20 protein-coding genes and 1 other annotated feature are annotated in these 19651 nt (G+C 38.5%); of the genes, 17 read left to right on the top strand and 3 right to left on the bottom strand.

From position 1 onward, the window contains the following. Positions 1-67: 67 nt before the first annotated feature. The 6 genes from MMB68_RS06160 to MMB68_RS06135 all read left to right on the top strand — a co-directional run bounded on the left by MMB68_RS06160 (position 68) and on the right by MMB68_RS06135 (position 4134). A complete protein-coding gene (locus tag MMB68_RS06160) occupies positions 68-682 on the top strand; it encodes an AmiS/UreI family transporter (protein ID WP_098196627.1) in 615 nt (204 codons plus the stop codon). Positions 683-724: 42 nt separating this feature from the next. Further along, positions 725-969: a binding site (T-box leader), on the top strand. Positions 970-1036: 67 nt separating this feature from the next. Further along, the gene (locus tag MMB68_RS06155) at positions 1037-2266 is read left to right on the top strand and encodes an MFS transporter (RefSeq protein WP_221813209.1); all 1230 of its coding nucleotides are present in this window, start codon (positions 1037-1039) and stop codon (positions 2264-2266) included. An 84-nt stretch (positions 2267-2350) separates the two neighbouring features. Then, positions 2351-2767: a DUF4275 family protein gene (locus MMB68_RS06150; RefSeq protein ID WP_260507841.1), complete on the top strand. Its 417-nt coding sequence runs from the start codon at positions 2351-2353 to the stop codon at positions 2765-2767. Between the two features lie 273 nt (positions 2768-3040). Further along, a complete protein-coding gene (locus tag MMB68_RS06145; RefSeq protein WP_221784887.1) occupies positions 3041-3388 on the top strand; it encodes a DUF805 domain-containing protein in 348 nt (115 codons plus the stop codon). 51 nt (positions 3389-3439) lie between these two features. Further along, positions 3440-3796, top strand: coding sequence for a DUF805 domain-containing protein (locus MMB68_RS06140; RefSeq protein WP_140451474.1), 357 nt, complete (start codon positions 3440-3442; stop codon positions 3794-3796). Positions 3797-3996: 200 nt separating this feature from the next. Next, positions 3997-4134 carry a hypothetical protein gene (locus MMB68_RS06135; protein WP_186808517.1) on the top strand — a complete coding sequence of 46 codons (138 nt, stop codon included), beginning with the start codon at positions 3997-3999 and terminating at the stop codon, positions 4132-4134. Positions 4135-4193: 59 nt separating this feature from the next. On the opposite strand, the gene MMB68_RS06130 is transcribed toward MMB68_RS06135, so the two are convergent. After that, positions 4194-5246 (bottom strand): LLM class flavin-dependent oxidoreductase, encoded by a 1053-nt coding sequence (locus MMB68_RS06130; protein WP_269871840.1) that lies wholly within the window; start codon positions 5244-5246, stop codon positions 4194-4196. A 320-nt stretch (positions 5247-5566) separates the two neighbouring features. Between MMB68_RS06130 and MMB68_RS06125 the strand changes: the two genes are divergently transcribed. From MMB68_RS06125 to MMB68_RS06105, 5 genes are all read left to right on the top strand, one after another. After that, a complete protein-coding gene (locus MMB68_RS06125; RefSeq protein WP_016764533.1) occupies positions 5567-6379 on the top strand; it encodes an amino acid ABC transporter substrate-binding protein in 813 nt (270 codons plus the stop codon). A 150-nt stretch (positions 6380-6529) separates the two neighbouring features. Then, positions 6530-7339 carry an HNH endonuclease gene (locus tag MMB68_RS06120; protein ID WP_221784890.1) on the top strand — a complete coding sequence of 270 codons (810 nt, stop codon included), beginning with the start codon at positions 6530-6532 and terminating at the stop codon, positions 7337-7339. Between the two features lie 182 nt (positions 7340-7521). Next, positions 7522-8433 (top strand): NAD(P)/FAD-dependent oxidoreductase, encoded by a 912-nt coding sequence (locus MMB68_RS06115; RefSeq protein ID WP_221784891.1) that lies wholly within the window; start codon positions 7522-7524, stop codon positions 8431-8433. A 798-nt stretch (positions 8434-9231) separates the two neighbouring features. Then, entirely contained in the window at positions 9232-10587 is a 1356-nt protein-coding gene (locus MMB68_RS06110; RefSeq protein ID WP_221784892.1) for a purine-cytosine permease family protein, read from the top strand. Positions 10588-11531: 944 nt separating this feature from the next. Further along, the gene (locus MMB68_RS06105; RefSeq protein WP_045295226.1) at positions 11532-11732 is read left to right on the top strand and encodes a cold-shock protein; all 201 of its coding nucleotides are present in this window, start codon (positions 11532-11534) and stop codon (positions 11730-11732) included. Between the two features lie 201 nt (positions 11733-11933). On the opposite strand, the gene MMB68_RS06100 is transcribed toward MMB68_RS06105, so the two are convergent. Beyond that, positions 11934-12251, bottom strand: coding sequence for an HU family DNA-binding protein (locus tag MMB68_RS06100; protein ID WP_221784893.1), 318 nt, complete (start codon positions 12249-12251; stop codon positions 11934-11936). A 207-nt stretch (positions 12252-12458) separates the two neighbouring features. Between MMB68_RS06100 and MMB68_RS06095 the strand changes: the two genes are divergently transcribed. From MMB68_RS06095 to MMB68_RS06085, 3 genes are all read left to right on the top strand, one after another. Beyond that, positions 12459-12737 (top strand): hypothetical protein, encoded by a 279-nt coding sequence (locus MMB68_RS06095; protein ID WP_013083544.1) that lies wholly within the window; start codon positions 12459-12461, stop codon positions 12735-12737. Between the two features lie 255 nt (positions 12738-12992). Further along, positions 12993-13994, top strand: coding sequence for a DUF3231 family protein (locus tag MMB68_RS06090; RefSeq protein ID WP_221784894.1), 1002 nt, complete (start codon positions 12993-12995; stop codon positions 13992-13994). A 159-nt stretch (positions 13995-14153) separates the two neighbouring features. Continuing rightward, on the top strand, positions 14154-14501 hold the full coding sequence (locus tag MMB68_RS06085) for a DUF805 domain-containing protein (protein ID WP_277548456.1): 348 nt from the start codon (positions 14154-14156) through the stop codon (positions 14499-14501). A 32-nt stretch (positions 14502-14533) separates the two neighbouring features. Here the strand turns inward: MMB68_RS06085 and MMB68_RS06080 are convergent, their stop codons facing one another. Next, the gene (locus MMB68_RS06080) at positions 14534-15718 is read right to left on the bottom strand and encodes an iron-containing alcohol dehydrogenase (protein WP_221784896.1); all 1185 of its coding nucleotides are present in this window, start codon (positions 15716-15718) and stop codon (positions 14534-14536) included. A gap of 163 nt (positions 15719-15881) precedes the next feature. Between MMB68_RS06080 and MMB68_RS06075 the strand changes: the two genes are divergently transcribed. The 3 genes from MMB68_RS06075 to MMB68_RS06065 all read left to right on the top strand — a co-directional run bounded on the left by MMB68_RS06075 (position 15882) and on the right by MMB68_RS06065 (position 19536). Further along, a complete protein-coding gene (locus MMB68_RS06075; RefSeq protein WP_260506791.1) occupies positions 15882-16982 on the top strand; it encodes a sugar diacid recognition domain-containing protein in 1101 nt (366 codons plus the stop codon). Between the two features lie 126 nt (positions 16983-17108). Continuing rightward, positions 17109-18377 carry a GntP family permease gene (locus tag MMB68_RS06070; RefSeq protein WP_277548454.1) on the top strand — a complete coding sequence of 423 codons (1269 nt, stop codon included), beginning with the start codon at positions 17109-17111 and terminating at the stop codon, positions 18375-18377. 22 nt (positions 18378-18399) lie between these two features. Continuing rightward, positions 18400-19536 carry a glycerate kinase gene (locus MMB68_RS06065; RefSeq protein ID WP_277548452.1) on the top strand — a complete coding sequence of 379 codons (1137 nt, stop codon included), beginning with the start codon at positions 18400-18402 and terminating at the stop codon, positions 19534-19536. Positions 19537-19651: the final 115 nt, after the last annotated feature.

The following is a 19651-nucleotide window of genomic DNA, read 5'->3' as shown; positions in this document are numbered from 1 at the left end:
CACATCCTAAAGAAAAACATCGACGCAGAGGAGGACAAGAAAAGCTGGGGGCTTTTCTTACTGAAAAATGGATCAAATTGGACTATTGCTGTCAGGTGCAGCTTTATTTTTAAACGGACTGATGCTGCTTGGAAAAGCAGATGAAAAAAATGTAGGCGTATTTAACCTATTTGTTGGAGCTTTTCAAGTTATTGCTCCGTTTTATTTAATTATTACGTCAGACCAAAGCAACTGGATTTTATATGAAAGAACGGCAATCTTTTTATTTGGCCTCACGTATTTATATGTAGGCGTGACGGTATTAAAAGGAATGCAGGGAACGGGGCTGGGCTATTATTCACTTTGGGTATCCATTATCGCTTTAGTGTACGTTACGGTTTCTCTTGTTCACTATCATGACGTAGTGAATGCCATTACATGGATTCTTTGGTCGTTTTTATGGTTTTTATTTTATGTGCTTAATACGAGCAAAAAAGATGTATCTGCATATGTAGGGAAAGTGGCGATTGTACAGTCTTGGGTGACCTTAACAATCCCAGCGCTGTTTTCGCTAACGGGCGTATGGGGAAATAAAGATATGTACAATATGTGGGGAATCGTGTTGGTAGCTTCCATCATTTATTTTGTATACGTAGGATATCGACTATTCTTTTCTCAGCCGAAAAAAATGATTTTGAAATAAAGTATTTACAAAAAATAGATAATAATGGTAAGATGTTAGAAATTAAATGCCGTGAAGAGAAAAGTAGACAGCGCGTATTCTTAGCAGAGAGCTCCGGAAGCTGAAAAGGAGCAAGAAAAACGCTGTTGAAACAAGCCTCTGAGCAGCGCATTGGATCTAACGTGATAGTGCGACGGCTGCTTCCGTTACAAAGCTAGAGTATAAGCGAAAGCCGTACTCGATAAGGTTTATATGGCGACATATGAACAAACTAGGGTGGCACCGCGATTTATAATCTCGCCCCTAAGACAGATGTCTTGGGGGTGGGATTTTTTTATTGATCAAAATCAATAGTGAAGCGGAGGCCTTTCTTTTATGAAAAATAAGCTGTTGTCTTGGAAATACCCGTGTTTATTGCTGTTTGGAATTGGCACTAGCAATATCGGCGACTGGATTTATTTAATTGCTTTAAATGTCATGATGCTTGATATGACGAATTCGCCGCTTGCGGTTTCAGGACTATACATGATAAAGCCGCTTGCTGCGCTCTGTACAAATATATGGTCTGGAAGCTTAATTGACCGCATGAACAAACGGAAGCTTATGATGTTTTTAGATTGGATGCGCGCCGGAATTATTGTTTGCCTTCCGTTTTTCTCATCCATCCTTATCATTTATGTGCTGGTATTTATCATCAGTATGGCAAGTTCGATGTTTCGTCCGACATCGATGGTTTATATCACAAAGCTTATTCCACGTGAAAAACGAAAAAGATTTAATTCACTGCGCAGTTTGATTGACTCAGGAGGCTTTCTTCTTGGTCCGGCCGCAGCCGGTGCGTTATTTATGATTGGAACGCCTGCGTTTGCTATCTATGCCAATGCTGCAGCGCTCGTGGTGTCAGGAATGGTTACTTTATTAATGCCGAACTTAGATATAAAAACAGAAGCTAAAGAAAATAAACTCTCTGTAAACACAATTGGAGAAGATTGGAAAGCGGTGTTTCGTTTCAGTAGAGCTAACAGATATATTATGACCATTTATGTATTATTCAGTTTCTTAATGGTCATGGCCACCGCAATTGATTCACTTGAAGTTTCATTTGCAACAAAAGTCATTCATTTGTCCGAAAGTGAATACGGATTTTTATTAAGCGTAGCAGGCGCTGGCATTATGATTGGCGCAGTTATTAATACACTGTTTGCTAAGAAGCTGTCCACGAACTTTCTAATAGGTGCCGGCAGTGTAGGAGTATCGCTTGGCTATTTGCTGTATGCGTGTTCGTCTTCTTTTCAAACTATTGGAGCGGGATTTTTTAGCTTATCTTTTGCGTTAGCTTTTGCAAGTGCTGGTTTTCAAACCTTTTATCAAAACAGCATTCCCGTTGACATGATGGGGAGAGTAGGAAGTATATATGGACTGCTTGAGTCATTTCTGATCATAATCATGACTTTTTTATGCGGCATGGCTGCGCACATCTTTTCGATTCAGGAAGCTGTAATTGGTGGAAGCCTGATCATGCTTTTAAGTACAATTGTATTGTTTTTGTGCACGTTAAAGCCGACGTTTTATAAAGTGAATTTGGTCAAAAAGCAAAGAATCTAACGCACGGGTACTAGTGGACAAATAAGCTAAGAAGCCGATAAAAAGAAATGAATACAGGATAAAGGATGGAAAAGCACAGTGAAAATGAAAGATGCGTTAAAGAAAAAAGGAATGTTTGTTAAAAAATTACCGAATCAAGGTGAGCTCTTCCGAAAGCGGTGGGAACATGAATTTGCAAGTGCTTTAAGCACATCGCAAAAAAAGAAAATTTATATGGATCAGTTTCTGTGGCATGCGTTTAGCTATGAAAAGCTTCTTTGTTTACAAGAAAAACAGGCAATTCAAGCTTTTGAGAAGCAAGCAAAGTACGACTGTTATTTGTTATTTGAGCATGATGAACGAGTGCTGCAGCTATCTAAATGTAAGCATTTATTAACCACTGATTTGAGTGGAAATACAAATATGTATTTAGAAGATTTATATGTGGTGGATAAAGATTTTACGTGGACTTATGTGATCACGCATGAAAGTTCACGTGGACCTTACTTTTATCGAACATAAGTGAAGATAGAGCCTGCCATGCTTAATAACACGGTAGGTTTTTTGTTATAAAAGAACATTTTATTAATTAAAAGTAATTATAGTAATAAAATGGTTTTTATTTTGGAGTTTTTGGGTATTTATTACTAATTATTATCCATCTCTCTCCTGTATCTATATTATCATTTGGGATTTTTTCAAAAAATAGGATATGAAATTAATTTTTTGTATGCTAAGGTAATTACTGCTAGTAAGCTTGTCTTACAAAATTCAGTTTAAAAAGGAGGTTATTATATGAAGTGGTATTTACATGTACTAAAAAATTATGCAACGTTTCAAGGAAGAGCAACGCGTAAAGAGTATTGGATGTTTGTCTTATTTAATTTTATTATATGGTGTGTGCTTTTAGCTATTGAACTTATAACAGATATGCCTCCGTTTTTGCGTATAGTTTATCTTGTTGCAGTCTTCATTCCATCTCTTGCTGTGACGGCGCGCCGACTGCATGACATAGGAAGAAGCGGTTGGTGGCAGCTCATTAATATTATTCCGATTGCCGGAGCTATTTGTCTATTAATTCTTCTTTGTCTAAGAAGTGAGTCGCAGTTAAACCGTTTTGATGTACCTAATAAAGTTGCGTAGGACTTAAACGGTTAGGTAGTTTAATTTAATAAACAAAGAGAGGGTTTAAAAATGTACTGGTATATAAAAGCGTTAAAAAATTATGCGACGTTTCGAGGAAGAGCAACGCGTACGGAGTATTGGCTGTTTACATTATTTGCTTATATCTTTATGATCATTCCATATATCTTGGTTTTTATCGATTCACTTGCAGTATTTGGAGTTATTTTAGTATTACTTTACGGAGCAGCAATGATTCTGCCTTCACTTGCAGTTACTGTTCGCCGACTGCATGATACAGGAAGAAGCGGCTGGTGGTATTTAATTAACTTTGTTCCAGTTATCGGAGGCATTTGGCTGCTCATCTTACTTTGTCAAAGAAGCGAAGTAACGGCCAATATTTACGACACAGACACGCAGGCTTCTTAACCAGAGTAGTTTATTAGTTTAAAAAGTTAGTAAACTAAACGTGCGAATTGTTTCTAATTAAAAAGAGGTTGGGACAAAAGTAATTTAGTTGAAGGGAAATCCGAACTAATTGAGATTCTTGATAGAGAATCCAATTAGTTCGGATTTTTTCATAGTGTGATGGTGAACGTAAATTTTATGTATGTAGATTCTTCTAGCAGTTGATTGGAGGGCAAGGCGAAGACTCCTGCGGGAAAAGCGGGAGAGATGAGACCCCGCAGGAGCACAAGCGACGAGGAGGCTCAGCGCCCGCCCGCGGAAAGCGAAGCCTTGCACGGAAATCAACTGCGGTGTCATAAGCGGTTCAGCTCATGTATCTGATTTGTTCGTCTTTAGATTGGACTGATTTCATTATGTCTCAATCTCTTTTTTTTTCATTTTCCCATACGCTGCTGGGAATTTCTTTTCGAAGAACAGGTGCAATATCACTTGCAAAGCGCTCTAGCTGTTCGCGCTGTTCTGCTTCGCTTAGACCGTCTACGCTGATGCTCAGCACTTCGTTTCCATAAGCATGGTGATAATCTATTATTTTTTCAATGATTTGCTCCGTGCTTCCTACTAAAGCAGGACCGTGTTGAACGATATCTTCTAGTGACGTGAACGGCGATTGATTATGTTTCGCTGCCTCTGTATTGCTAAACGCGTTATAGTACGGGCGATAGCGGCGAATCGCTTCTTCCGTTGTATTAGAAATATATAAGCTGCTTGCTCCTGAACCGACGATGGCCTTGCTTGGATCATGACCATAATAGGCAAAACGTTCCCGGTAATGGTCAATCAGCGCTTTATATTTAGCCTGAGGGTGAAAAGAATTGGATGAAAATAGCGGCTCTCCGTATTTAGCTGCAAGTTCTGTAGACAGCGGGCTTGACGCGCTTCCATGCCAAACAGGAATAGAAGGTTGAAACGGGCGAGGCTGAGTCGTAACGTTTGTTAAAGGCGGACGATAACGGCCGCTCCACGTGACATTTTCTTCTGTCCAAAGCTGTTTCAAAAGAGCGTATCTTTCAGCAAGAGATTCCCATTGTTCTTCTTCTGTAATACCAAAAAGCGGATAATGACGCGGGTCGTTGCCTTTTCCAATAATTAGTTCAAGGCGTCCACCTGACAGGTGATCAAGCGTTGCATAATCTTCAGCTACTCGTACAGGGTCTAAAATACTTAGAACGGTAACGGTCGTAAGGAGACGGATGTGTGACGTTTTAGCCGCAATTGCACTTAAAACAACGGGAGGAGAAGAAGACAAAAAAGGAGCTCCGTGTCTTTCGCCGACTCCGTAAGCATCAAAACCTAACTTTTCTGCCATCACTGCTTGATTTAACACATGCTGAAACTTTTCTTGAGCAGTGAATGTTTCTCCAGTAACCGGGTTCGGGATGTTTTGAATAAGACTAAATAAAGCAAATTTCATACGTTTTACCTCCAAAAGATAAAATGGTGGACGACAATAAAAAAAGCAAACGTACACGCATTATCGTGTCCATTTGCCTCCAGTTGACTGGTAGATATGCAGTTTCAATGTTTTATTAGTTGTATCTTAAGCGGTAGACACCGGGCTGTCAAGATAATCTTTTTCTAAAAACCCACTTGATTTATCGGTTAACTAGTATTATGATGTGAATAATCTTACACGACGTAAGCCCACTGGTTAACCAGAGGCTCTTGATGAAGCAGCTGCTTTATCAAGAGCCTCTTTTTATTACATAATATAGGGATTTAGAGGAGGAACGTATGAAAAAATATTGGCTGTTTTTACTTTCAATTGTAGTAGCTGTGAGCGTGGCAGGATGCGGAACAAACGCATCTTCAAGTGCAGGAGAAAAGAAAGAAAAAGATGTTCAAACGATTGTTGTTGGAACAGGCACTCAGTTTCCTAATATTTGCTTTATCGATGATAAAGGCAAACTGACCGGCTACGATGTAGAAGTAGTAAGAGCAATTGACAAAGAGCTACAGGATTATAAATTTGAATTTAAAACGATGGAATTTTCAAATCTGCTTCTCAGCTTAGAAAGTAATAAAATTGATATGATTGCTCATAATATGGCTCAGAACGCTGAGCGAAAGAAAAAGTTTTTATTTAATGATGAAACATATAATTATTCTCCGCTTTATGTAACAGTTCCTAAAAATCGAAATGATATTCATTCATTAAAAGATTTAGAAGGTAAAAAAATGATTGTAGGAGCTACAAGCAATGCGGCTGTCTATCTAGACAAATACAATCAAAAACACGGCAATAAAATCGATGTAGTTTACGCCGGTCAAGGTGCGGATGATGCCACAACTCAATTAAAAACAGGCCGGGCAGATGCTACGCTTGCGACACCATTTTCCATCGACTTTAGCAATCAAGCGCTGAAATTTCAGCAAAAAACGGTTGGAGATATCGTGATTAATTCAAAAGTATATTTTATGTTTAACAAAAAAGACGAAAAGTTAAAGTCGGAAGTCGATCAGGCGATTAAAAAGCTGAAAAAAGACGGTACGTTAAAAAAACTCAGCACAAAATGGCTAGGAGAAGACTATACGGTGCAAAATTGACTATAGCAAAAAAGCAGCTGCCCATACAGCTGCTTTTTTGTATGATATAAATCCAATAGATAGAGGAAACGATCTGCAAAGAAAACAAAAATTAGTGTATAGTAGAGCTATAAGTACTATAAAAGCAGGACCGCAGTAGGAGGCAATTCATTGATTACGGATTTACAGCGCGGAGATTTCTTTCAAAAAGGACATCGTTATCGCAGAAAACAAATTCATAAGCTTTATAAAGGACAGGAACAAAGCGAAATATCAACGCCGAAAGCGCATCCATATATTTTTATTTTCACAAAAGAAAGCGGAAGTGAATACGGAACAGGACACGGATGGAATAGAGATAAGACCTCTTTTTTCTATACGGGAGAAGGTCAAAGAGGATCGATGCAGCTCATTAAAGGCAATAAAGCGCTTCGTGAACATTTTTTATCAGGAAAAGCCGTTTACTTGTTTCACTACGTGGAGCCGGGAGTAGTCGAGTTTATTAATGAAGTGACGTATATTAATCATCAATTAGAAATTATGTGGGACTCAGACGGAGAGCTTCGTGAAGCCATTATTTTTGAACTGGAACGAAATCCTGTGATCGAGGAAAAAGCAGCAAAGCTGGATGTTGCAGCTTACTCAACTGAACAACTTCGTCATATAGCGTTAGGGGAAGACAAAAAGACAAATATTTATGAGCAAACCGCAGCTCTTAAACAATATGTTCACAAACGCGCAGCTGGTATTTGTGAAGCCTGCGGAGAAAGCGCGCCGTTTATCGCAAAAGATGGAAGCTCCTTTTTGCAAATGTATTATCTTTCAAAGCTGTCAGAGGGCGGACTTTCTAAGCCAAAGGACGCTGCGGCACTATGTCCCAACTGTCATAGCCGTCTACGCTACGGGAAAGATAGTGAAGTATATAAAGAAGAGCTGATTACTAAAATTAATGAAAAAGAAGCAGGAAAGAAAAATGAGTAATATCGTCTTTCTTCATTTTATAAAAAACCGTCTCTAGGCAGGTCAGCTGCCGAGGCGGTTTTTTTGTATGTAGAATGACTTCAAAAAATAAAGACAGTAAAGCGTATAAAAATAATAGAAGAACAGATAATGAAAAACTGAAGCTTTCGTTTAGAAAATAGTAAAAGCTGGGGTGATGTGCTGTGGCAAACAAGTATGACTGTGTCATTATAGGTGGAGGAATTGCAGGACTTCAAGCTGCTATTCAGCTTGGAAGATATAAGCGTAGTGTATTGGTTATTGATTCAAACGATGGACGTTCCAATCTTTGCAAAAATTATCAAAATATATTGGGATGGCCAGAGGGAATAAGCGGTCAAACTTTAAGAGAAACGGGAAGGCAGCAAGCAAAAAGCTACGGCATTCAATTTGCAGAAGAGCGTGTCCTTCAGTGTGAAAAAGAAATAGAAGGGTTTAACGTCATTACAAACTCTGCTAACTACGAAGCCGCTACTTTACTGGTTGCGACCGGAGTCGTAGACCGAATTCCTTCTGAACTTCAGCAAGAGCTACATCACTGTATGGGAAAAACGGTATATGTATGTCCCGACTGCGACGGGTATGAAGTAAATAATAGAAGGGTATTAGTACTAGGGTCGGGAAAAGCAGGAGCCAGTTTATCTCTTACGTTAACATATTGGACAAATGACATTACGTACATTAATCATGACAAAAAAGAGATTGGACTTTTAGCAGATACTTTGATACAAAAGGGAATTACCTATAAAGAAGGGGCAATAAAAAAAGTCATAACTGAAGCAGAAATGTTAAAAGGAGTCATCCTCGAAAACGATGAATTTATCTATGGAGAAAGAGGTTTTTTAGCGTTTGGAGGAAATGAAGTTCGAACAGAATTAGCGCATGGGCTCGGAGTAGAACTCCTAGAAAATCAGCACGTTATCGTAAATTCGCGTACAAAAGAAACAAATGTTTCAAACGTGTGGGCAGCAGGAGACATTGTGGCTCATTCTGAACAAGTTACGGTAGCGATGGGAGAAGGTTTACAAGCCGCTATTTGGATACACAAACGCTTGTTAGAGCTTTATAAAAAATAATTGTTTTTTTATCTGTTTCTGAACACGCTACATTCTAAGTGGGAAAAGTCGATTTTTAGTATTTTGTGTGTAATAAAACTCTGTACAATATTCTGTGTTCAATAACCTTTCTTATTCTATCTTATATTACAATCGGATAAGACCAAAATAAGAAAGAGTGATAATAGGTGTTTATTGGATATGCACGTGTATCAACAGGATTACAAAATTCAGATTTACACACAGATGCACTTATTATCAATTTTATCGTTTTAGTTAAAAAACAAATTACGAACGTCTTCATATGTTTATGATGCACTTTTATGAATGTTTTTGATTAAATAAAAGGAAGTTTGATATTTGAATAAATAAGTTAGATTGGAAAAGCTGGCGCAGGAAAAGCAAGTTCAATACCTCAAGTAGTATTGGACGGTCCTAAAGAAATTGTTAATAGAAGATGCATCTATGTTATTATGTATACTAATGCTCTAAGAAACCGTATAAAAAATTATCAGGTTAAATAAGAAGATACCTAAGCAGTTAGGTACTAAAACCTTGCAGTTCCTCTTATTAAGAAAGTTTATCCCTCCATTGCACCACCTTTTTTATGAACAGCAATTTATAAAAGGAGCACAGATAAAATTGTTACTTAATTAAACGTAGCGAAGTCTTATATAGCTGTTATATCAAATGATTCAAGGGAATACATGTTAATTATACGAATGATTCATCACCTACTATAAGTAAGTATAAAAACGTTGAATTATATAGTTTGACTTAGAGTGCAAGCAGCAAATATCTTACAAGGTGGTATATCTATTGAAAGTTGAAACACGTAGCGTTGAATTTGTTCCAGTAGACGAACGTCATGGAAAAGCAAAAGATTTGTTCCCCATTTGGTTTGGAGCAAACATGCACATTACAACTCTTGTAACAGGTGCATTACCAATTAGTTTAGGCCTTAATTTATTTTGGAGTTTCGCAGCTATTATACTTGGAACCTTATTAGGTGCTATTTTTATGGCTTCACATTCTGCTCAGGGACCTAAACTTGGAATTCCTCAAATGATTCAAAGTCGAGCACAGTTTGGAGTAATCGGGGCTATTTTTCCGTTATTTCTTGTAATGTTCGTGTATTTAGGTTTTTTCGCAAGTAGTAGTGTGCTTGCAGCACAAACACTAAATAGTTTAATACCCATTAATCAAAGCTGGGCCATAATAATCTTAAATATTCTTTGTTTCGTTGTTACAATTTTTGGCCATGATTTAATTCATAAAATGCAGAAAGTCTTATCATGGTCTTCATTTGTTGTGTATCTAGCAGCAACAATTATTATATTTCAGTTACCACTTCCGACAGGAAGTTTTTCATTAAGTGGTTTGGATTTACCTGTATTTTTACTCGCTATCAGCATTGTAGCAACGTGGCAATTAGCATATGCACCATACGTAGCAGACTATTCACGCTATCTTCCTGTTAATACATCAACTGCACAAACCTTTTGGTATAGTTACTTGGGTACATTTGTGGGGACTGTATGGATGATGATTTTAGGAGCAACTTTAACAATTGCTATTCCTAATTTCCTTGATCATTCTGGTGGGAATTTAGCTCACTTATTCGGAAGTTTTGCTATCTTTATGTATTTGATCATTATTTTTGGTCAACTAGCTATTAATGTTTTTAATTTATATGGTGCTTTCATGTCAACCATTACAACTATAGAGCCCTTTTGGAAGCTGAAAGTAACACAAAAAGTTAGAGTATGGATGATATTTTGTGTTACATTGGCAGGTACTATCCTATGTTTATTAGGCCAAAGTAATTTTCTATCATTTTTCTTAAATTTTATCTTTTTCATTAGCTATTTCTTGATTCCTTGGACGTCTATCAATCTTGTGGACTACTATTTATTGCGCCGTGGTCAATATAATGTGAAAGATATTTTTGATGTAAATGGTCAATACGGAAAAATAAATGGAATCACTTGCATGGCATTTGCTGTATCAATTGTTGCAGAAATTCCTTTTATTAACACATCATTCTACATTGGTCCTATAGCAAAGGCATTTGGGGGCGCAGATATTGCGTGGCTAATTGGAATAATAGTTCCTGCGATCTTATATTATTTTCCGATGAAACAAAAGTTAAATAAAGAAGTTTGTGGTAACTGAACTCGAAAGAAAGGCCTGTATCTAAACAGATACAGGCCTTTCTTTAACCCATGAAAAGAGAATAAACATTCTTTTTTTATGTAACAAAAACGAGATGCAAACGATTATGCATCCCGTCATGTGAAGAAGGAAAAATCAGCTTTTAATGCAGCATATGATCTTTAAGGAACACCTCATTTACGTAATTCCATTGCCTAATGAAACAGTAACTTGAAAAAGTATATTCTCTTTAACAAACACCTCATTTAAGCATTGAACTAAAAAATATACAATGTGAACGAAATCGTTCTTGGTCTGGGACAAACACCTCATTTGTATAGTTATAAATGAATATTATTGTCTACCCATTATATATATTCTTACTACGTTCATGACTACCATCCCCTTATGAATCAAACATACATCGATTTACAATAAGGTTTTCTGAAATATGCCTGCTGTAGACACCTCATCCCAAATGTAAGAAGCTTTGTAATGATTAGTTGTAATCAATAACTTGTTTTCCTTCTTCCCTAAATAGAATATCCCAATAGCCTATTTATAATTCAGTAAAGTTAACAGGGGTTTTTTGGATTACATGCACCCTTTATTTATAAGAAAGATTAAATATTAAATAATGAAGTTTTATTATGAAGATCTGTAATAAGCAGAGGTATGTATGTACTTATTCATTTTATTTGATGTGTTGGAGCATCAAATAGCTATGCCACTTATGTCATATCATAAATTTTTGATAGGGGAAAGGTGAGTAGATAGAATTTGTTAAAGGTATTGTTTTCCTTATTTGCTATCAACCCTACTATATGTTACACTACAGATAACTTATTTTTGTTCGGTATATTGAGAAAAGAAAAAACCTAATTAGAAGTTTTTATCTTGAAATAGTATGTTTGGGCAAGATTGGTAATACATTTGTGGAGCATTCCACAGCAGGAGGCAACATTATGACACAAGGTACAGTAAAATGGTTTAATGCAGACAAAGGTTTCGGTTTCATCGAAGTTGAAGGCGGAGACGATGTATTCGTTCATTTCAGTGCTATTCAAGGTGAAGGTTTCAAATCATTAGAAGAAGGTCAAAAAGTTACTTTTGATATTGAGCAAGGTCAACGTGGAGCACAAGCTGCTAACGTTCACAAAGCATAATCAAAAGTGATAACAAAAAAGATTCCTATGAAGGGGTCTTTTTTTTATGGTCTCATGATTAGCATACTATTGGTTCAATAGAAAATCCAGGCTTTAAAAAAGCCTGGGTTTTAGACAAGACGATCGATACAAGGTTAATTAGTTACAACATACAATAGAGATATAAAGCAAATGTGAATATATGAACAAAGATGTGTGCATTTAATATAAAGTGTAGTCAGTTTCGATTTTTGTAAAAGCATAGCCTTTAAATTTTTTTCCTGGCTTAAAGGCTGGAGCCTTTGTAGCAGCAATCACGATTTGTTCACCTGTTTGGGGGACACGGCCTGTACGTTTGGCACGTTCACGTACTTCAAATGTACCAAATCCAGCGATTTGAATTTTTTCTTCTTGTGCAAGCGTTGTAGAAATGATTTCGAATAATCCATCAATCGCTTTTTTTGCGTCTTGTTTTGTTAATTCTGATTTTGAAGCAACAGCATCAATAAATTCAGCTTTATTCGTATCTAAATACCTCATTCCTTACTGTGTATAGTCTGTGTAGACAAAAAATATATCATAGTTCCCTTATAAGGATCAAACGTACGTTCTTTTAAATGCGTAATGCATCTGCTAAAAAACTCTAAAAAAGTTAACATTGCATGTTTTGTTTCCTTTTTGTTAGGGAAATGGAAATAAAAGAAAGATAAAAAATGATTAAAAATGAGGAGAAGGAGTGGCAAAAAAGTGGTATATAGTCAAGCAGTAAGAAAACCTGAGTTTCAACAAGCGGAATCGGAAGGGTTAAATGAAGCCATTCACGAGTACATAACTCGTCGTACACGTCACAATGCACCGGTTGTGGATGCGCTTCGATATATTATGACCATTGAACATAAACATGAACGCATGCAGGTAGCAGCAGAACTGTTCGGATCAGCTATTCAGCGTGTAAAAGATCAAGATATTATTCAATATCTAAAAAAATGCGGAAGCTACAAAAGAATTTCTGATACGATGGAATAAAAACGTTTTCTTTGAAAAAGCGCCTTTAATGAGAGGGGGCTTTTTTTGTTTCCTCCATTTAAAAGCGAGGGTAAATACATAGAATTCTTCCAATTTGTGCATAGTAAATGAAGCAGAATTAATTGAGGAAGAGACAGAGTTTTGTATCTGACTGCGGGGACGAATGTTAAGGTCTAGAATAAAGTCTTCATTACAGATACCCACTCTTGAATAAATGAAGATTTACGTATGTATCCCTAGCAGGAGGTTTAGTGTATGAGTCAAGAAATACCGTTAAGTTCAAGTGAAATTGCTACTCTTTGGATGACCTATCAGCAAAAAACAATGATCCGAAGAATTTTGGAATATTTTATTGCACAGGCAGAAGATGACGGGGCAAAAGAAATTATGCAAGATACGCATATGCAAGTGGTGAATTATATTGAAGATATTAAAACGATTCTAAAAAATGAAGGGGCAGCCATACCGGTAGGATATACAGAAAAAGACGTAAATGTAGGGGTTCCTAAGCTTTATGATAAGATGTTTGATATTATGTTTCTTCGCCTTTTAAAAGAAATTAGCATGGGGCTACATACGCTTCATTTAACCATGTCCTACAGAAAAGACATGATCTCTCTCTATAAAGAGCTTACCGCTTTCACGCAAAGTGGCTATGACAAATGTGTAGATTATCTTCAGGAAAAAAACGTGCTTCCAAGGCCTCCAGCTGTTTCCATACCTAAAACAGCGAAGTTTGCTGAAGGCACAGATTACATGAACGGAATCCATTTATTTTCGAGTAAACGTACATTAAATACTGTAGAGGTAGCACATATTTATTATGCTATTGAAAGTAACATTCTTGGCATGCAAATGATTACAGGATTCGCTCAAGTAGCAAGTGAGCCTGAAGTGAAGAAGTACTTTGTAAAAGGAAAAGAGCTGGCTAAAAAAGTTGTAAGTGATTATAGTAAAATTCTTTTGGAAAGCGATATTCAGACGCCTGCGACGTGGGGGGCGAAAGCGACCGAGTCGAAAGTAGCACCTTTTTCAGATAAACTAATGATGTATTGCGTGAGTTTATTCTGCAGTTTCGGGCTAGGAAGCAACGCTTTAGGCACTGCGTTTAGTTTGCGTGGAGATCTTCCTCTTACTCTTGTCAGTACGGCCAAAGACATTTTAACATATGGGCAAGACGGGGGAAAAATCATGGCCAAAAACGGATGGCTTGAGGAACCGCCAAGTATGGAAGACCGAAATGATTTGATTAAATAGAAAAAGCATAATACATGAAGAAAACTTCTTTTTTAAAAGAAGTTTTTTCTTCTTGTAAAAAATGTCGTTATTTGTTCGTTTAACGGTTTGTTTTTTGAATAAAAAGGATATATAAACTATAAATTTACAATTTTATACTAAAAAAGGAGGGTGTTGCATATGAAGTGGTACATAAAAGTGTTGAAAAATTACGGGACGTTTTCTGGCAGAGCAAGCCGAACTGAATACTGGATGTTTGTGTTAGTGAACTTTGTTGTTTCATTTATTCTTTCTTTCATTCAGTTCGTTATTGATAAGCCTCTTTTTCTGCCGGTAATCTACTCGTTATTGGTTGCAGTCCCTTCGTTAGCGGTAGGAGCAAGAAGGCTACATGATACGGGAAAAAGTGGATGGTGGCAGCTCATTACCTTGGTTCCACTGATTGGAGGTATTTGGCTAATTGTTTTATTCTTCCAGCCTAGCGATCCAAAAGAAAATCGTTTCGGTACAACGGTCAAAGCAGCATAAATAGAGCTCCCCCTTACATAAGGGGGAGTTTTTTAGTGCACAGGTTCTACTATAGCACCATCATACGCCGATTGGTAAATAGCTCGGATGTCTTTTTCATAAAGAGGCAAAGGACTGCGAGCAAGAATTCGTTTTTGCTGGACGCCATCTTCTGTCAGTTTTTGAAGGGCACTTTCTGGAATACCAAATCCGCGAAGCGTCTGAGGAATGCCAACGTCTTTAACAAGTGTTTGCAACTGTTTCACACACTGATAAGAAGCTTCTTCTTTCGATAAAGAGGTAGCGTTTCCGCCTAGTGCTTCAAAAATACCCCCCATCTTTGCCACGCAGCTGCTGCGGATATAGCCCATAACATATGGAAGCAGTACGGCGTTTGATTCACCGTGAGAAATATGAAACTGTCCCCCTAACGGATATGCAAGTGCATGAACACCAGCAACACCAGCGTTAAAAAAAGCAAGACCTGCTAAATAGCTTCCGTAGCTCATCTGAGTTCGCGCTTCTTTATCTTCGCCATCTTCTACAGCTGTTCTTAAAGAAGAGCTGATCATGCGTATAGCCTTTAGGGCTAAGGCGTCCGTTACTGGATTTGCATTTACGGATACATAAGCCTCAACGGCATGAGTTAATGCATCAATCCCTGTAGCCGCCGTTACTTTAGAAGGAACGCTCAGCGTAAGCTCGGGATCTACAATGGCGGCGTCCGCAAGCAAATGGTCGTGGGTCACGACGTCTTTGCTGCTTTCAAGAGATAATACAGAAATATTCGTTACTTCTGAGCCCGTGCCGGAGGTCGTAGGAATTAAAATTTTTGGAAGCCCTTTTTCCGTAATTTGTTTCGTCCCAGTTAAGTTCAAATATTCTTCTACAGCTCCGTCATGAACAGCTAAAACGGCCGTAAGTTTTGCTAAATCTAACGCGCTGCCGCCGCCAACACCAATGACTAAATCAAATTTTCGGCTTTTTGCGTAAGATACGAGTTTTTCACCAAGTGCTAAGGGCGGCTCTGGTGCCGTATCTGCGTATACATCTACTTCGTATCCATTTTGGATAAGGGGAGAACTCACTTTATCTACAAGTCCAATATCTTTTAAAACAGGGTCTGTGACAATTAAAATATGAGCAGGGTGATATTTTTTTACTTCCGGAAGCAATTGCTGAAGTGATCCCCATCCTGTGTAGCTGAGAGGGGTGAAAACTAGTTTTGACACAGTCATTCTTTCGTCCTCCTGTAGGTACTGTTTTAGTGGCGGTTTCAAAGATGTGGTTTTGCTTCTACGTATATTATAATGAAGTATCGCAAATTTTTCATTGAATGGAATGCAAATTAGCTGTCACGAAAAAATTGAGCTTTACTTCACAGGGGCAAAGGATGGGGAAATGTTGAGATACGTAACAAAAGAATTAGCTCAGAAAATTGTCGGTAGAACAATGGAGATTATTGATTGCAACATTAACGTGATGAACGAAAAAGGAGTCATTATTGGTTCTGGTGACAAAAAGCGAATGGACCAAATTCACGAAGGAGCGCTAATGGTATTAAAAAGCGGCAGTTCCTACGAAATTACTCAGCAGCAGGCTGACTCGCTGCGCGGAGCCAAACCGGGCGTGAATTTGCCTATTTTCTTTAACGGAGAAATTGTTGGGGTTGTGGGATTAACAGGACTGCCAGAACAGATTCGTAATTACGGAGAGCTTGTTCGCATGGCGGCTGAAATGATTTTTCAAGAAATGATTTTAATAGAAGAAATTCAATGGGATGAACGATTAAAAGAAGAGGTGGTTCATCAACTTCTTCAACAAGAAGATCCGTTTGACTCTTTATTTTTTGACCGGGCGAATCGCTTTGATATTAACTTATATCTTCCACGAGTGGCACTGATTGTTACAGCGAACAATCGCCATGAAGTTATGAAGCTTGTAAAGAAATACATAGCTAATAATGACCTATACGCTATGCTTCCAGACGGAGTGGTTCTATTAAAATCTCTAGAAGCCGGCAGCGCTAGTAGCTATGCGGAACAGCTGGAAAAACAGCTTCGGGCGTCTGGTATGGTGTGTAAGTTAGCGGCAGGATCTGTTCAAGCTGATTTTAAAGGCCTTCCTGTATCTTATCAGCAGGCGAAAGATACGCTTGCGGTTGGTTCAAAGCTTCATCCAGAAGCTGTTTTCTACTGCTATTCGGATTATCAAATTCCTGTGCTGTTACGTCAACGCGCCGGTTTTCAAGAAAATCATGATCTGTTGCATCACTATAAAAAGCTTAAGGAATATGATAAGAAAAAAGAGCTTATCGAAACGTTAACGACCTACATAAAAGAAAATGGCGAAGGAAGCACGACAGCTAAAAAGCTTTTTATACATCGCAATACGCTAAGCTACCGTCTAGATAAAATTCAAGATATTACGGGAAAAGATCCAAGGAAAGTAAAAGACCTTCTCGAACTGTATGTAGCGCTACTGCTATCTAAAATTTCATAATTGTGCACGTGCATAAAAGATCTTGTGATAGCAAGGTCTTTTTCTGTTGAAGTGACTAATGAAAGAATATTAGATAGCGCTTACAATTTACTTTAGGGACAGGAGAAACAAGAAAGGGGATGCTTTATGGACGTTCAAGTAAGCGCATTAGGCGCTATTTGTGCATTAGTAATTGCTATTATATTAATCTTAAAGAAAGTGGCTCCAGCATACGGAATGATAGCCGGAGCTTTAATTGGAGGACTGATTGGCGGAGTTAATATCGCTGATACCATTAATTTAATGATTGAAGGCGCACAAGGAATTATTCCGGCAGTACTGCGGATTCTTGCAGCTGGAATATTAGCCGGCGTATTAATAGAATCAGGTGCTGCAGCGGTTATAGCAGAAACCATTGTAAAAAAACTAGGTGAAACAAAAGCGCTTTTAGCTCTAGCGCTAGCCACACTTATTCTTACGACAGTAGGCGTGTTTGTTGATGTAGCGGTTATCACAGTGGCGCCTATTGCTTTAGCTATTGCTAAACGTACGGGTATGTCAAAGCCAGCTATTTTATTAGCAATGATTGGAGGGGGAAAGGCAGGGAATTTAATGTCTCCTAATCCTAACGCTATTGCTGCTTCAGATGCATTTAATATTCCTCTTACATCCGTGATGGCTGCAGGAATTATTCCCGCTGTATTTGGCGTAGCGGCCACTTATCTAGTAGCCAAACGATTAGTGAAAAAAGGAACAATGGTTCAAGCTGAAGAAATAGATACAGTGGATGCAAGCAGTTTGCCGCTGTTTTTAACGGCTATCATAGCACCCATTGTTACCATCGTGCTGCTGGCACTGCGACCGCTTTTTGACCTTAATATTGATCCGATGGTTGCACTTCCTGCAGGAGGGATTGTTGGTGCCATTGTGATGAAAAAAGGAAAACAGCTTAATACATACGCTATTTCAGGGTTAGGGAAAATGTCAGGTGTAGCCATTATGCTACTTGGAACGGGGACATTGGCAGGAATCATTGCTAACTCTCAGTTAAAAGACGTGATTATTCAAGGCTTGTCTGCCATTGGATTGCCAGCTTATGTTTTAGCTCCGGTTTCAGGTATTTTTATGTCAGCCGCAACCGCTTCGACAACTGCAGGAACAGCAGTCGCAAGCCAAGTTTTTGGCTCGACGATTTTAGAGCTAGGCGTTTCTGCTTTAGCCGGAGCTGCTATGGTTCATGCGGGAGCAACCGTACTTGATCACCTTCCGCACGGAAGCTTTTTCCACGCAACGGGCGGAAGTGTAAATATGAAAATAAAAGAACGTTTAAAATTAATACCGTACGAATCGCTTATTGGACTCATTATGGCAATTGTATCTACGCTTATATTTGGTGTATTAAAGCTATACGGGTAAAAACAAAAAGGAGTGTTTGCGCATGAAAATTGTGATTGCACCGGATTCATTTAAAGAAAGCTTAACGGCTTTGCGCGTTTGTGAAGCCGTGGAAAAAGGAATAAAAACTCATTTTCCTAACGCGGGGATTAGTAAAGTACCTATGGCAGATGGAGGAGAAGGAACCGTTCAGTCGCTTGTAGACGCAACGGGTGGAGAGATTATACAAACGCGAGTAACCGGACCTTTAGGGAAAGAGGTGGAAGCTTTTTACGGAATTCTTGGAGACAGGAAAACGGCTGTTATTGAAATGGCGGCCGCTTCAGGTCTTCATCATGTCTCTGTCGATAAACGAAATCCGCTTATCACAACAACGCGAGGAACCGGGGAGCTCATTCTTAAAGCGTTAGATCACAAAGTGAAGCATATAATTATTGGCATCGGAGGAAGTGCTACAAATGATGGAGGAGCCGGTATGGCAAAAGCTTTAGGGGCAAAGCTTCTTGATGCTAACGGAGCAGAAATTAAAGAAGGAGGAGGCAGCTTAGATCGGTTAACTGCTATTGATCTGACAAACTTGGATTCCAGGCTTGCTGAAGTCAAAGTAGAAGTGGCGTGCGACGTAGACAATCCGTTAACGGGTGAAACCGGAGCATCCGCTGTGTTTGGTCCTCAAAAAGGTGCGACTCCTGATATGGTTAAACAGCTTGACCGTAATTTAGCTCATTACGCAGCGATTGTTGGAAAAGAAATGGGTATTCATATTCAAAGTATTCCTGGTGCCGGAGCGGCAGGAGGACTAGGAGGCGGCCTGCTGGCATTTTTATCTGCGGAGTTAAAGCCAGGTGTAGACATCGTCATTAAAGCAACTCAGCTAGAAAGCTATATTAAAAATGCCGATCTTGTCATTACCGGTGAAGGAAGAATAGATGGACAAACCATTTACGGAAAAACACCCATTGGCGTAGCCAAAACAGCAAAAAAGCATAGCGTTCCGGTGATAGCGATAGCAGGGAGCATTGGAGCGGGAAGTGAAGCTGTGTATGAACACGGTATTTCTGCTTTATTCAGCGTCGTGCCCGGGGCAGTGTCTCTTCAGGAAGCGCTAGAAAAAGCTGATGAAAATATTGAAAGAACGGCTAAAAACGTAGCGTCAGTTATACGCTTAGGCATCAAGTGAAGGAGTTACAGTTTTTATTGTTCTCTTTTTAATAAATAGTAAAAGGTCTCTTCCATAAGAAGAGGCCTTTTTTTCGTTTAGTGCTGAAGTAAGCTGCTATCATTCTTTTAAATTT

This window comes from Priestia sp. Y58 (assembly GCF_029522095.1).
GTDB classification, from domain to species: Bacteria; Bacillota; Bacilli; order Bacillales; family Bacillaceae_H; genus Priestia; species Priestia megaterium_E.
The sequence above is the reverse complement of the archived record's forward strand: the minus strand, read 5'-3'. Positions and strand labels throughout refer to the sequence as shown.

Coding starts and splice junctions, on each gene's coding strand:
- MMB68_RS06150 (WP_260507841.1), top strand. CDS start 2,351: ATGAAAGATGCGTTAAAGAAAAAAGGAATGTTTGTTAAAAAATTACCG.
- MMB68_RS06160 (WP_098196627.1), top strand. CDS start 68: ATGGATCAAATTGGACTATTGCTGTCAGGTGCAGCTTTATTTTTAAAC.
- MMB68_RS06100 (WP_221784893.1), bottom strand. CDS start 12,251: ATGAGGTATTTAGATACGAATAAAGCTGAATTTATTGATGCTGTTGCT.
- MMB68_RS06080 (WP_221784896.1), bottom strand. CDS start 15,718: ATGACTGTGTCAAAACTAGTTTTCACCCCTCTCAGCTACACAGGATGG.
- MMB68_RS06065 (WP_277548452.1), top strand. CDS start 18,400: ATGAAAATTGTGATTGCACCGGATTCATTTAAAGAAAGCTTAACGGCT.
- MMB68_RS06145 (WP_221784887.1), top strand. CDS start 3,041: ATGAAGTGGTATTTACATGTACTAAAAAATTATGCAACGTTTCAAGGA.
- MMB68_RS06085 (WP_277548456.1), top strand. CDS start 14,154: ATGAAGTGGTACATAAAAGTGTTGAAAAATTACGGGACGTTTTCTGGC.
- MMB68_RS06090 (WP_221784894.1), top strand. CDS start 12,993: ATGAGTCAAGAAATACCGTTAAGTTCAAGTGAAATTGCTACTCTTTGG.
- MMB68_RS06125 (WP_016764533.1), top strand. CDS start 5,567: ATGAAAAAATATTGGCTGTTTTTACTTTCAATTGTAGTAGCTGTGAGC.
- MMB68_RS06070 (WP_277548454.1), top strand. CDS start 17,109: ATGGACGTTCAAGTAAGCGCATTAGGCGCTATTTGTGCATTAGTAATT.
- MMB68_RS06155 (WP_221813209.1), top strand. CDS start 1,037: ATGAAAAATAAGCTGTTGTCTTGGAAATACCCGTGTTTATTGCTGTTT.
- MMB68_RS06140 (WP_140451474.1), top strand. CDS start 3,440: ATGTACTGGTATATAAAAGCGTTAAAAAATTATGCGACGTTTCGAGGA.
- MMB68_RS06075 (WP_260506791.1), top strand. CDS start 15,882: ATGTTGAGATACGTAACAAAAGAATTAGCTCAGAAAATTGTCGGTAGA.
- MMB68_RS06105 (WP_045295226.1), top strand. CDS start 11,532: ATGACACAAGGTACAGTAAAATGGTTTAATGCAGACAAAGGTTTCGGT.
- MMB68_RS06130 (WP_269871840.1), bottom strand. CDS start 5,246: ATGAAATTTGCTTTATTTAGTCTTATTCAAAACATCCCGAACCCGGTT.